We start from the raw sequence: 13,220 nt of genomic DNA on the forward strand, positions 1-13,220 counted from the left end.
GATGGCAGAAGAAGCAGTAGTCATACTTGAAGCTGATCCTTCATCCGCGATTACGGTCGTAGCAGAAGAAGGGTTCGCCCCGATAGAGGAAGAAAATGCGGCAGAAACAGCAGCCGCTGATTCTGCCGCTCAAACCGAAGAAGATGAACAAAAAAGTAAATCTAAAAAGAAATTGCTTATTTTGATTATTCTTGGAGCGGTACTGCTTCTTGGTATTATTATCTCGCTTATAGTCATTATTAAAAATAAAAATAAAGCTCCCGCACCTGTCGTTGTTGAAAAAGTTGTCGAAAAACCTTTTATTAAAGAACAATTTTCACCTTCTAAGATTGACGGTATGATTAAAAAAGCACATCTTTTGTATGAACAAGGCAATAAAGATGATGCCCTAAAAATCTATGAAAGAATTGCTACATTTAATGAAGCAATTTCATACTATAACATTGGTGTAGCAAAACTCAAAGAACAAAATTTCCCCGATGCCCTTGAATCTTTTAAAAAAGCAATCCAAAACAAAGAACATCGCACAATCAGTGCTATTAATGCAGCGGTATGCGCACTTGAAATGAAAGATGATAAACTCTTTACCTACTATATTGACTTAGCTTTTGCCTACCTACCCGAAGAGACTAATGCGCCTTTATACTCTTACTATGTAGGCTTGGTGCATTACTATAAAGACTTTTATCAAGAAGCACTTAGCGCTATATCGCATCCTGTTACTGACTACTATAAAGAAGATCAAGAGTATCTCTCTTCAAAAATATTGGCATCATTAAATTATAACTCTTATGCACTCTCGACACTTGAGAAAATCGAAAAAGAGAGCGATCATTTTACGGTTGGACTGCTCCATGCCAAATTGGGAGAATTTCAAAAAGCTAAAGCGTCACTGCTTAAAGCACTGCAAAATGACCGTGAAAATGCAAAAATAAAAATGGCACTCGCTATGGTGGAAAATAAACTTGGCAATCTTGGCAACACAGCTTCGCTGATGGGTGAAGTCTATAAAGTGCGAGACACGGATGCAAAGCCTATCTATAAAATGCGTGCTATCTTAAAACCTTCACTGTTCGATGTTGACCAAGCACAAGTCGAATTTGAAAAAGAGCTCTTTTTTGACAATGAAAATATCTACAGTCTTATTTTTTACTATGCCCCATACAAGGTGTTTGATGCCAAACAGACGATTGATTATATTCGTAAAGGCAGTATGAATATTTTTATTGATGAAATAGGTCCTGCACTTTCTTATTTGAAAGCAAGTTCTACCATTTCTAAAGTCAATATTTCTATTAGTAAAGGTATCAAAAAGGCACTTGACTTTCATGTCTACGAGGCCAATGATATCTTTTTAAAAATGGTCGAAGAGTATAAAAACCACTCTATATTGCACTATAATCTTGCTCTAACCTATGCCCAAATGGGCGATTATGCTGCCGCTTATAAGAATTTTTCCAAAAGCTACCATCTTGACAGCAATAACTATCTTGCAGGTGTATTTGCACTCATGACGGGTAATTTGATCGGAAAAGACATCACAAAACTCTCAGAAGATGTCAGAGAAAGTATTAACAAAAATACAACTTTAGAAAAAGACAATCTTTACGCTTCCCTTATTCACCTTACCGATGGAAATCACTTTTCGCTGACACGTTGGATAGAAAAAGATAAAGAAGATAGCCCTCTCAATCTTATGCTGAACATTATTGCCGCACAAAAATTGAATAATGAGCGCCTTTACCGTTTAAATACCCAAAAGCTTCAAGCATTGCTTCCAAAAGATATTATCGCCAATCTTATTGCCTTTAATGTCAAACATCAAAAACAGAACATCAAAGCGTATGCTAAAGCTATTCAAATGGAATTTAATAGACTTGCACTTGATTATGATGCCTTTTATTTTGGACCAAAAATTGTTAAAGAACAATACATTAAACTACTTCAAGTGGGAGGGCTCCTCCACCAAAAACGTGATGGTGTTCGTAAAAAAATGGAAGAAGAGCGTGTCGATATTCCTTCCATTATGCAAACACTCGCTTACATGGAAATCTATACCAACAATTTTGAAGAAGCTTTTACGCTGTACAATAAACTGATCGATGACTACGGTAAAAAAGATACCCACACCATCTTTTTAGCCTCTGTAGCAGCCATCGGTGCTGGGCACAGTGAAAATGCTATTGCACTGTTAGAACTTTCAAAACTCACTGATCCTAGCAATGTTGAAAGTAAATATGCTCTTGGATTGTTGTATCAAGAAATAGGAAATTTTGAAGCGGCAAATGCACAGTATCGAACGATTGGAAACATTGGTTTTGTCTCACAATATTTTAGCTTTGCACTTGTAAAATAAGTTACATGTAAAGGTCATCGAGCCTTTACATGTAAAAGTAAAAAGGGTTAAATGCCCTCTTCTTCGTTTGTTTTAATATTTCTAAGATTTTCTCTCATAGACATATAACTATTAAGCGCCCCAATATAGGCTTTAGCTGTTGCAAGCATGGTATCAACGCTTAAACCATGCCCCATAATCGCAGGTTTGCTCTCATCAAATACAACTTTAACAAGCACTCTAGCCATTGCATCTTTACCTTGAGAAACGGCATCCACTTTATAATCTTTAAGCTCACCACTGACACCACAAACACGGTCAATGACTTTGAAAATAGCATCCATGGTTCCATTACCAATCGCAGCATCGGTAATCTCTTTACCATCATGAAGAATCGTAACAGCGGCACTTGGAACGCCTCCAGGTGCACAATCAGAGAGCTGTAAACGTACAAGGTCAAATATTTGAGGGATCTTTGTAATTTCTTCGGCAACGAGTGCTCGTAAGTCATCATCAAAAATCTCTTTTTTCTGATCTGCCAAGATTTTGAAACGATCAAATGCTTCATTAATCTCTTCATCTTTGAGTTCATACCCTAAAGTGCTCAATTTGTCCTTAAAGGCATGGCGACCTGAGTGTTTACCAAGAACAATGGAGTTTTTATCAAGACCAATATCTTTGGCACTCATAATCTCATAGGTTTCCGTATGTTTTAAAACACCATCTTGGTGAATGCCACTCTCGTGTGAGAAAGCATTTTTACCCACAATTGCTTTGTTTGGCTGAGGCTCAATACCTGTAATGGAAGAGACTAACTTGCTTGTTGGGTAAATTTCTTTAATATTAATATTTGTATCATACCCATTGAAATGATCTTTCCGTGTACGAAGTGCCATGACAATCTCTTCTAAGGCTGCATTACCTGCACGCTCACCCAACCCATTAATGGTACATTCAACTTGGCGCGCACCATTTTCAATACACGCAAGAGAATTAGCAACAGCAAGTCCTAAATCGTTATGGTTGTGTACAGAGATAATAGCACGTTCACCAACAAACTCAGAAAGAGACTTGATGATGGCTCCCATCTCCGTTGGCAAACGATACCCTACTGTATCAGGAATATTCAATGTTGTTGCACCTGCATTAATGACAGCGTCCAAAACCTCTTTCATGAAGCTAACATCACTACGACCAGCATCTTCACAGCTAAATTCAACATCATCACAAAATGTTTTAGCATACTGTACTGCTTCGACTGCTTTTTTGATGACTTGATCAGGTGTCATTTTGAGTTTATACTGCATATGAATAGGACTGGTAGCAATAAATGTATGAATTCTGTTTAATTGTGCTTTGGATACGGCTTCACCTGCGGCTTTAATATCGCGATCAAGTGCACGCGCGAGTGAACAGATTCGGCTTTTTGTGACTGCCTCTGCGATACGAGCGATTGCATCAAAATCTCCAGGGCTTGCCGCTGCAAATCCCGCTTCGATGACATCAACACCTAATTTTTGTAACTGTAATGCAATCTGAATCTTCTCTTCAGTATTCATCGAAGCACCAGGGCTCTGTTCTCCATCACGTAATGTGGTATCAAAAATTATAATTTTATTGCTACTCATAGGTTATTCCTTAGTATGGTTGTTGAAAAATTAAAAATAAAAATTGAAAATAAAAAAAATTAGAGGGAAAGAAGGTTTTGCAGGAGAGCGTTTTTGATCTCTATCTTGGGTAAAATTTTGATTGATTTCATAATGCCAATGTTTACGCTATTCATCGCTACTCCTTTAGTAAAATTAAGAGAGGCAAAGTATATCTTTACCTCGAAGTGCGCGTATTATACTAAATTTTTGTGGAATTTGGCAACGACGAAATTATAAATACCACGAATAAGGCCATACCCTAAATAAGCTGTCACTAAAAATGTACCTGCTTCAACAGGATAGATATACAAGAAAGAAAAAACAATAACTAAGTAAACCAGTATTTTAATCAAATACCCTTTTTTCATATCGATCTTTTTAAAACTCGGATAACGAATATTACTGACCATTAAAAACGAAAGCAAGGCAATACCTACGAGCATAACCCATTCAAAACCTTGAAAAAATGGATGTTCTCGATAAAATAAAATCCACATAGAAACAACCACTGCAGCTGTAGGAATAGGAACACCGATAAAAACTGAAGGCTCTGAGACACCAATCATAATGTTAAAACGAGCTAAACGAATGGCTCCAAAGACAACATACATCGCACATAAAAGAGAACCCAGTTTCCCATACATATGCCCTACGCTAAAGTAGAAAAGCATCGCAGGTGCTACCCCAAAAGCAACAATGTCTGCTAATGAGTCAAATTCTGCACCAAACTTACTTGTGGCATTTGTCATTCTAGCAACCCTGCCATCCAATCCATCAAAAATCAAAGAAAGCAAAATATAAACAGCTGCTTTTTCAAATTGCCCATTAGCCGAAGCTATAATGCTAATTACCCCTAAAAAAGCGCTTGCTGCTGTAAAAAGATTGGGGAAAACATAGATCAATTGAAGTTTATTGCTACCATTATTTAACATCATTATCCTTATATGCAAGATAGCCTAAAATGCTCATGCCTGCTTTGACTTCATCATTTAATGAAACTTTAACACGTGTATCCAAAGGAAGGAGCAATGCAACTTCACCATCGCGTAAAAATCCTAATCGTTCTCCTGATTTAAAAGATCCTAATTTAGAAAAAAGTGTAATCTTTTGACTCCAGAGCCCTGCACTAATCACCATTTTAATGGAAGCAAATGCACTTTTACATGTAAGGGTTTTGCGATCTGATAACTGTGAAAAAAGAGGTGAAGAAGATGCTAAAAAAAGACCAAAACGTTTTTTAATATCTACAACTTCCATTGCAAGAGGTGATCTTAAAACACCTACATCCCAAAATGATTTGCGAATAACAATACGTAACGCTTCACTGCCATCACGTAACCCAATCTTGGAAATATCAGTAATAATCCCATCTATTGGTGCAACGATACAATGCGCATCATCTTCTTCTTGAAGACGCTCAGGGTTACGGTAACTGTAAAGCGTTCCACCAAAAATCAGAAAAAAAATCCATGGTAAAAAAGAAAGCGCATAGGAGAAAAGGAAAACCATAAATACAAAAACGATCTGGTTCCAGCCCTCCTTAGCAATAATCTGTGTCGAAGTATAAGAAGTATTACGCATCACTGTTAGATTCTGCTTCAGTAATTTTTGACTCATGCTTCACAAGAGGCGCTTTGAGTTTTGAAGGAATACTAAACTCCACTTCAAATGATTCAATAACTTCACGCAATTGAACACCATCAATTGTTTCATATTCACTGAGTTTTGTCACAATACGTTCAATACATTCACGATACTCTTCCAAACGCGCTTTGACAATGACATAACGTACTTGCAACGTATCTTTAATGTGCTCATCTAGTTTTTCAGCCATTTTTTCACTGTAATCTTTGGTTGTGCCACCATTTAAGAATGTATTACGTTGTTTTTCAAGCACCATTAAACCTGCAACATCACTCATACCATAAATACTCACCATTGCTTTAATAATATCTGTTGCACGCTCTAAATCATTACCCGCACCAGTTGAAATTTCGCCAAGAAACACTTCTTCTGCAGCACGTCCACCAAGAAGTACATCAACTTCAGCGATAAGCTCATGCTTTTGCATTAAAAACTTATTTTCTTCTGGCGTATTCAGAGTATAACCAAGTGCAGCAAGTCCTCTTGGAATAATAGAAACTTTAGAGACTCTCTTCGCTCCCATTGTTGTCTCAGCAATTAAGGCATGACCACTCTCATGATATGCAACAATACGCTTCTCTTCAGGATTGATACGACGGCTCTTTTTTTCTAAACCTGCGATAGCTCGTTCAACAGCATCTACAAGATCAATTTGCTCTACATACTCTTTATTTTTACGTCCGCCTAAAAGTGCCGCTTCATTAATAATATTCGCAAGATCTGCACCTGCAAGACCAGCAGTTAAACGGGCAATCTCTTCAAGGTCAATATTTTTTCCTAGCTTAATGTCAGCACTATGAACTTTTAAAATGTCTTTTCTTCCTTGGAAGTCTGGTTTATCCACCAATACCTGTCTGTCAAAACGACCAGGACGTAAAAGAGCAGCATCTAAAACTTCGGGTCTATTTGTTGCTGCAAGGACAATAACAGGTGATTTATCAGAGCTAAAGCCATCCATTTCAGCAAGAAGTTGGTTCAGAGTTTGTTCTCTCTCGTCATTACCACCCATCATCCCATTGGCTGCTCTACTTTTACCAATAGCATCAATCTCATCGATAAATACAATGGCAGGAGCTTCTTTTTTAGCATTTTCAAACAAATCTCTTACACGACTTGCCCCCACACCCACAAACATTTCAATAAAGCTTGAACCTGATACTGAGAAGAAAGGAACGCTTGCCTCGCCTGCGACTGCTTTTGCAAGCAATGTTTTACCTGTACCTGGAGGGCCTACTAAAAGAACACCTTTAGGAATTTTAGCGCCTAAGTTCATATAACGATCGGGAAACTTGAGAAAATCAACAATCTCTTTAACTTCTTCTTTTGCCTCTTCAACACCAGCAACATCTTCAAATTTGACATTTGGTTTTTCTGAATTAACAAGCTTTTTACTGCTTCCCATTCCAAGAATACCACCACCCATATTTTTTTGCATTTTGTTTGCCAAGAACATCCAAATACCAAAGAAAACAAAAACAGGGAGTACCCATGAAAAAAGAATTTCAGTTAAGATATTGGATTCATTGTATCCACCATACCCTACTTTTTTCTCATCCATTAAAGGAATTAAAGTACTGTCTTCGCCTACTTTTTTAACAACATAAGATGTTTTTTGTGCGCCTTCAGGAGAAAATGCCTTTATCGTTGTCTGTCCAATTGCAACATAACTAATTTGGTTATTACGAATTAACTCTTTTAGTTCATAATAGCTAATATTTTTAGTTGCACTATTTTGAGAACCAAAGCCAGCACCAACGCCGACATCAGAAACTGATGTGAAATTTTTAAATAATACGATAATAACAATGGAAAAAATAGCAAACATTAAAAGTGGATTTTGATTGAAAAAATTTTTCTTGTCGTTTTTATTATCTTTATCTTGATTATTTTGACTCATTTAATTCCTTTGTAACACGAGTGTAAACCACTCCTCTTTTTGATACTTCTCAACCAACTTCATCGAAGAAAATTTGCTTTCTACTTTATCAACATACTTATCCAAAATACCAGAAAGGATCAATAATCCACCTGATTTAACAGCTTTTTGCAAATCAGTAGCTAACATAATAAGTACATCTGCAATGATATTGGCAACAACAACGTCATATTCCTCTTCACGTTTTTGAACAGATCCCGTCCAAATGCGATTAAAACTTTCATTATTAAGTTTAAAGTTTTCTATCGCACTGTCCGTAGCTTGCTGATCAGTATCGCACAAATCAACAATAGCGCCACATTTGCGCGCAGCAATACTTAATATACCGCTACCACATCCAACATCTAGGAGTTTGGTTCCATCATTAACATATTTTTGCAACAACAATAAACAGCCATACGTTGTTTCATGATGTCCAGAGCCAAAAGCAAGAGCAGGATCTATAATAATATTTTTTTTACCTGCATCACCTTCTACCCAACTTGGGTGAATGTAAAAATTATTGACATATAATGGTTGTACAGAGTTTCGATACTGTGCAATCCAGTCTTCATTCTCTTTTACGAGAAGTTTGGTTTCAAGCGTAATATCATAACCAAGAGCTACCGTAAGCTCTTTGGTAAATGCTTCTACACCAAAAAGAAGCATTTCTAAATCTTCTTCACTACGTAAAATGATGCTGCCATTATTTTCTTCAATAGCCTCATCGCTGAGGCTCATGATAAAATCAAGGAAAAGTGGGTATACGCTACTACTAGGGGTTATATGAAGTTCATTATAGGTTTTTTCCATTCAAATTAACCTAAAACATCCTCGAGTTTTTCTTTGAGAACTTGTGGCGTAAAAGGCTTAACGATATAGTTATTAACACCAGCTTTAAGCGCAGTGATAACCTCTGCCTTACCACCTTCTGTTGTAACCATAATAATAGGCATAGTCTCATATTTCTTTTCGGCACGTACTTTTCTGACTAATTCCAAACCATTCATCTCAGGCATGTTCCAATCGGTAATAAGTACATTAATATCAGGTGTTTTTTCCATAATTTGCCAAGCCTCAACACCATGTTCAGCCTCTAAAATATCATTAAACCCTAATCTCTGTAATGTATTTTTAATAATACGGCGCATTGTCGAGCTATCATCTACTACAAGCAGCTTCAATGTCACTCCTTTTATCGTTTAAGTTATTGCTATTGGTTAAATTCTAACCAAGTTTAGTTTGAACTTAGTTTAAAGCGTTTCTTTAGCAACAAATGCAAACGCCTCGCGTAAATCTAAGCTCCCCTCATAAAATGCTTTTCCCACAATAACGCCAGCAACCTTTTGGCTGTGTGTCAATGCTATAATATCGTCTAAATTCTTTAAACCTCCACTGGCTATCGTGGCAATTCCTGAAGCTTCAGCGATAGAGAGTGTAAAATCAATATTCACGCCACTCAGCATACCATCTCTTCCAACATCGGTACAAATGATTGCTTCTACGCCGGCGTCGGCAAAAGCACAAGCAAGCTCTGTCGCTTTCATAGTTGATTTTTCAGCCCAACCTTCTACAGCAACATACCCATCAATCGCATCAATACCAACTACCACGCGATATTTTTGAGACATCTCTTTTACAAAGGCCGGATTTTTCAAAGCGATGGAACCTAAAATAACACGATCAATCCCTAAATCGACATAACGACGAATCGTCTCTTCATCTCGAATTCCACCACCAAGCTCTAACTTTAAGTGACAATTTTTTCGGATTTTTTCAATTTGCTCAAGATTTTTAGGTTCTCCGGCAAAGGCACCGTTTAAATCAACCAAATGAACCCACGAGGAGCCCATCTCTTCAAAAACTTTTGCTACTTCCCAAGGCTCATTCGAATAAATTTTAGCACTTTCCATAAGCCCCTTGGTAAGACGTACGGCTTTTCCATCTTTTAGATCAATCGCTGGTAAAATTTCCATTATAACTCCACAAAATTCTTTAAAATTGCCAATCCATTAGCATGTGACTTTTCAGGGTGTGGTTGAAAACCAAATACATTATTTTTTTGTACTGCACTGGGGAATTCATATCCATAGAGTGTTTTTCCTATGGTGTATTGATCATCACACTGTGCATGAAAGCTATGCACAAAATAGAGATAAAACGATTTTGGCATACCTTGAAATAACGGTGATTCCTTGACTACAAAAAGCTCATTCCAACCCATATGAGGTACTTTGAGACGGGTTTGAAAACGAGAAGTATCAAACTTCACAATCTCTCCTTCGATAAGCCCAAGTCCTGCGCATTTACCAAATTCAACACTACTATCAAACAAAAGTTGCATACCAAGGCAAATGCCTAAAAGTGGTTTTCCTGAATATGCAAAAGCTTTGACTGCTTCATCCATACCACGCTCTTTAAGACAGTCCATCGCATCTTTATAGGCACCAACACCGGGTAAAATGATTTTATCAAATTTTGACACATCATCAGCATTCTTAACAATTTCAACCGCAACACCAAGCTTTTTAAAAGCATTGGTGACACTTCTGAGATTCCCCATATTGTAGTCAATCAAACCTATCATGAATCTCTCTTTTGAGGTATAGATTTAAGATAAAACGCTAATCCAAAAAGTAACATTGTCACACCGCCAATAAGATAAACTGCGTACAAAATATGTGCGGCATCAATAATGGCAAATTTAAAGACAAGCATCAATGCTTCAATGGCAAGGGCGATGATAATAGACCCCAAAAAACGTACCATCGTTTTATGCATACCACCACTGTCATCTCGTTCATTACGACCTAAAACTTCTTCTTCAAAGATCGTTTTCACCAGATCAAAAATGGCGAGTGAGAGGGTGATTAAAATAGTCGATTCAAACATCGCTTTAATATCTAAAAGATCGAACTGCAACCCATGCGTAAAAAGACTTTTCATTCCATTGAAAAGAAGCAACATAGCAATAGCAAGTAAAGAGAGTGAAAAAATTGAATAAATAATTTGTGAACTTTTCCCAAAAACAGACTGTAAAGATGAGGGATGAGCAATTTTTAAAATATGTTCCAACGAGACATCGATACAGGCAATAAATCTTAATATTCCTTGATCATCATAGATCGGATACGAAGCAGTTACGGTAAGATCATTGGTGAGCGTGGAAGGATAAGGATCACTTAAAACACACCGTTTTTCGCGCACCGCACGGTAATAATAAGACTTCCCACTACGATTTTGACCGAGTCCTCCTTTTTTATGAGGATCATCTGTGATGTTGTTAATAAGCTGTTCACCTTTGTGATCAAGCAGATACAGTGCTTCAAACTCTTCCACTTCATGAACAATTTTATCGAGACTTGCAGTAATGACATCTACATTGGGTTCAGGCATACGGTTAGGTATATTACGCGTAAAAAGATAGCACAAATACGCCCTTGCCCTTGTCCTAACCTCAGCAAACTGCTGAATTTCACGAATAATCATATCGTCCCTTTTCTTTTTTCCGTATTGTAACTAAATTTTGAGCTTATAGACTTTAGCATATGCCTCTAAACTAACCGGCTCAAAAAATCGCTCATCATAATTTTCTAATACAAAAAGCTGAATATAAGTCGAATTAAACATATCTTCATCAAGAATTAGAAATGTATTATACGCTTGCATATAGATGATAGAAAAAAGACCATTTGAATGTAGTGTATTTTGTTCTTTAACCAATTTCAAATCAGGCGTATAGGCTGTTTGAATAAAATACTTCACCGGCACTTCTTGTGTTCCAAGTTTAAGCATGCCTCTTGCTTTATCAAGCACGATGCCACTACTTAAATCCAATGTCGCACCAGTATCTCTAAATTGATTTGACTGAAAGAGAAATGGCTGACGCACTGTTTTCCCTGTCATAATATCGATATTGCTAAACTGTGCAACTGTTGGAAAAATACTGAGCATTCGGTAAGGTAAATAAAAATAAATATCGCGTGTTTTAGCAGGTAACACTAAAGGTGTTTGAAGTGCCTCTAAAAAATCATTGGCATCGCTAAAGCCATAATCTAATGTCATTTGAGCTGTATTATTAATAATTTTTTGCTGTTCAATTTTTGTCTTTGTTTCGTTTTGCTCTGCTTCAATAAATGCTTTTTCAGTATATTCGACATCAAGACGAGCAAAGCGTGCAGCACTTTCTTGATTATTGGTTAACATATAACTTACAGGGAAATTAACATCACCACTGTGTTTACCGCCATCAATCAATGTTTTTACATCAGTATAATAACGAAGAGGATAACCATAATCCCACCATGTAACGATATAATCTTCTCGATCTGTTATCTTTCTAAGAGAATCAAGTTGTATGACTTCGGATTGATTCATAACCGTTGGAACACGATATGCAATGACATGCAAAAGGTTTGGATACAAAATTCCGATACTTGAGAGAATTACAAAACTTGATTTCAGAAAACCACCAAGCCGTGCATTAATAAATAAACCCTCGATATATAAACTCCATCTAAACAGTAAATATGCCATCCCTAAAGCACATACAGGAACCGCATAAATTGTAAAGCGAAGTCCTCCCCAAAGTGCTAAAAAACCAAGCCCTAAAAGAGGTAATCCTAATAACATCGCTGGATAGCGTTGTACCATTAAAACATAGCCAAGAAGAGAAAGTAAAAAAGTAATTGTATGCCCACTAATACGCTCTGCAAAAGTGATAAAATCAATTTGCCCCGCTTCGCGCACAGTTTGCATTACAGAGAAAAAGTGCAATGATAAATTATCAGAACTAACTTCAATTATATCTTTAAAAACATAACCCTTAAGTTGTACCCATATGGGACTCAATCCTCCAGTAGCAACAAACAATATAATAGCTGTCCCTAAAAAATTCCAAACATATTTATTCCACGGTGACTTCTTAAAGCTGAAATAAATACAAACAACAAACAATAAACGTATAATACTTGGTAATCCCATCATAGCAAAAAGCATAATAGTTAAAAGTTTGAAATTAAATAAATTTTTACGATCAAAAATTAAAGCATATGCTAAAATTAATCCGAAATAAGAAAACTCAAGTGAATAACTTTGAGGATACCACCAGCGATAAGCAATAATTTCCAAAGCAGTAATTAAAAGATATTTTTCTTCCTTTGTTCTTAGCGATAAAATCAACGACCAAAGTAATAATGTGGGAAATACAATATTGAGCATATCGGTATCGTAATAGCCTACCATCGTACGATTATAGTAGCTCACGGCAATAGATGCTAAAAGTGCAGCCAAAAAACCAACTTCAAGCATTTGAAAATTATATGCAATTAAAATAATAGGAATAACAATTAAAGATCCAAGCACTGCGGGCATATAAAATATAATTGTTTCAAGTGACACAGGAAACACTTTAGCTACAATGTAAGTAAACCACGAAGCTGCTTCTGAAATAGGAGAAAGATCATGCTGTTTGGTAATACCACGCAAAAGATCCCTAGCCCCTTCTGCCCAATAATAACCATCGTTGGTATTGATCATAAATTGATCTGCAAATTTAAAGCTTTCAAAATCATTAAATTGATAAACCCAAATAAGTCTTATTGCAAAGCTAAATGCGAACGCTACAAAAATATATAAAATACTATTTTTAAAAATATTAGATTTGTTCACTGGATAC

At 36.5% G+C, this 13,220-nt stretch carries 11 protein-coding genes; 1 reads left to right on the forward strand and 10 read right to left on the reverse strand.

The window, feature by feature from the left end:
- Position 1: 1 nt before the first annotated feature.
- Entirely contained in the window at positions 2 to 2,356 is a 2,355-nt protein-coding gene (locus V7Q04_RS08250) for a tetratricopeptide repeat protein (protein ID WP_333804522.1), read from the forward strand.
- 47 nt (positions 2,357 to 2,403) lie between these two features.
- Here V7Q04_RS08250 and V7Q04_RS08255 read toward each other — a convergent pair whose 3' ends face one another.
- The 10 genes from V7Q04_RS08255 to V7Q04_RS08300 all read right to left on the reverse strand — a co-directional run bounded on the left by V7Q04_RS08255 (position 2,404) and on the right by V7Q04_RS08300 (position 13,213).
- On the reverse strand, positions 2,404 to 3,963 hold the full coding sequence (locus tag V7Q04_RS08255) for a 2-isopropylmalate synthase (RefSeq protein ID WP_333804523.1): 1,560 nt from the start codon (positions 3,961 to 3,963) through the stop codon (positions 2,404 to 2,406).
- Between the two features lie 215 nt (positions 3,964 to 4,178).
- The gene (pssA, locus tag V7Q04_RS08260; protein ID WP_333804524.1) at positions 4,179 to 4,916 is read right to left on the reverse strand and encodes a CDP-diacylglycerol--serine O-phosphatidyltransferase; all 738 of its coding nucleotides are present in this window, start codon (positions 4,914 to 4,916) and stop codon (positions 4,179 to 4,181) included.
- Entirely contained in the window at positions 4,906 to 5,565 is a 660-nt protein-coding gene (locus V7Q04_RS08265) for a phosphatidylserine decarboxylase (protein WP_333804709.1), read from the reverse strand. Before V7Q04_RS08265 ends, pssA begins: the two co-directional genes overlap by 11 nt.
- The gene (ftsH, locus tag V7Q04_RS08270; RefSeq protein ID WP_333804525.1) at positions 5,558 to 7,525 is read right to left on the reverse strand and encodes an ATP-dependent zinc metalloprotease FtsH; all 1,968 of its coding nucleotides are present in this window, start codon (positions 7,523 to 7,525) and stop codon (positions 5,558 to 5,560) included. The genes V7Q04_RS08265 and ftsH overlap by 8 nt, the downstream gene beginning before the upstream one ends.
- A complete protein-coding gene (locus V7Q04_RS08275; RefSeq protein WP_333804526.1) occupies positions 7,526 to 8,356 on the reverse strand; it encodes a 50S ribosomal protein L11 methyltransferase in 831 nt (276 codons plus the stop codon). It abuts the gene before it with no gap.
- A 5-nt stretch (positions 8,357 to 8,361) separates the two neighbouring features.
- A complete protein-coding gene (locus tag V7Q04_RS08280) occupies positions 8,362 to 8,727 on the reverse strand; it encodes a chemotaxis response regulator CheY (RefSeq protein ID WP_333804527.1) in 366 nt (121 codons plus the stop codon).
- A gap of 69 nt (positions 8,728 to 8,796) precedes the next feature.
- Positions 8,797 to 9,519 (reverse strand): 1-(5-phosphoribosyl)-5-[(5-phosphoribosylamino)methylideneamino]imidazole-4-carboxamide isomerase, encoded by a 723-nt coding sequence (hisA, locus tag V7Q04_RS08285; protein WP_333804528.1) that lies wholly within the window; start codon positions 9,517 to 9,519, stop codon positions 8,797 to 8,799.
- Positions 9,519 to 10,130 carry an imidazole glycerol phosphate synthase subunit HisH gene (gene hisH / locus V7Q04_RS08290; RefSeq protein WP_333804529.1) on the reverse strand — a complete coding sequence of 204 codons (612 nt, stop codon included), beginning with the start codon at positions 10,128 to 10,130 and terminating at the stop codon, positions 9,519 to 9,521. Before hisH ends, hisA begins: the two co-directional genes overlap by 1 nt.
- On the reverse strand, positions 10,127 to 11,032 hold the full coding sequence (locus V7Q04_RS08295) for a PDC sensor domain-containing protein (protein WP_333804530.1): 906 nt from the start codon (positions 11,030 to 11,032) through the stop codon (positions 10,127 to 10,129). The genes hisH and V7Q04_RS08295 overlap by 4 nt, the downstream gene beginning before the upstream one ends.
- 30 nt (positions 11,033 to 11,062) lie before the next feature.
- Positions 11,063 to 13,213 (reverse strand): STT3 domain-containing protein, encoded by a 2,151-nt coding sequence (locus V7Q04_RS08300; protein ID WP_333804531.1) that lies wholly within the window; start codon positions 13,211 to 13,213, stop codon positions 11,063 to 11,065.
- Between the last annotated feature and the right edge of the window lie 7 nt (positions 13,214 to 13,220).

The sequence above is a fragment of the Sulfurospirillum sp. genome, from assembly GCF_036802865.1.
Taxonomy (GTDB): domain Bacteria; phylum Campylobacterota; class Campylobacteria; order Campylobacterales; family Sulfurospirillaceae; genus Sulfurospirillum.

Coding starts and splice junctions, on each gene's coding strand:
- V7Q04_RS08250 (WP_333804522.1), top strand. CDS start 2: ATGGCAGAAGAAGCAGTAGTCATACTTGAAGCTGATCCTTCATCCGCG.
- V7Q04_RS08255 (WP_333804523.1), bottom strand. CDS start 3,963: ATGAGTAGCAATAAAATTATAATTTTTGATACCACATTACGTGATGGA.
- pssA (WP_333804524.1), bottom strand. CDS start 4,916: ATGTTAAATAATGGTAGCAATAAACTTCAATTGATCTATGTTTTCCCC.
- V7Q04_RS08265 (WP_333804709.1), bottom strand. CDS start 5,565: ATGCGTAATACTTCTTATACTTCGACACAGATTATTGCTAAGGAGGGC.
- ftsH (WP_333804525.1), bottom strand. CDS start 7,525: ATGAGTCAAAATAATCAAGATAAAGATAATAAAAACGACAAGAAAAAT.
- V7Q04_RS08275 (WP_333804526.1), bottom strand. CDS start 8,356: ATGGAAAAAACCTATAATGAACTTCATATAACCCCTAGTAGTAGCGTA.
- hisA (WP_333804528.1), bottom strand. CDS start 9,519: ATGGAAATTTTACCAGCGATTGATCTAAAAGATGGAAAAGCCGTACGT.
- hisH (WP_333804529.1), bottom strand. CDS start 10,130: ATGATAGGTTTGATTGACTACAATATGGGGAATCTCAGAAGTGTCACC.
- V7Q04_RS08295 (WP_333804530.1), bottom strand. CDS start 11,032: ATGATTATTCGTGAAATTCAGCAGTTTGCTGAGGTTAGGACAAGGGCA.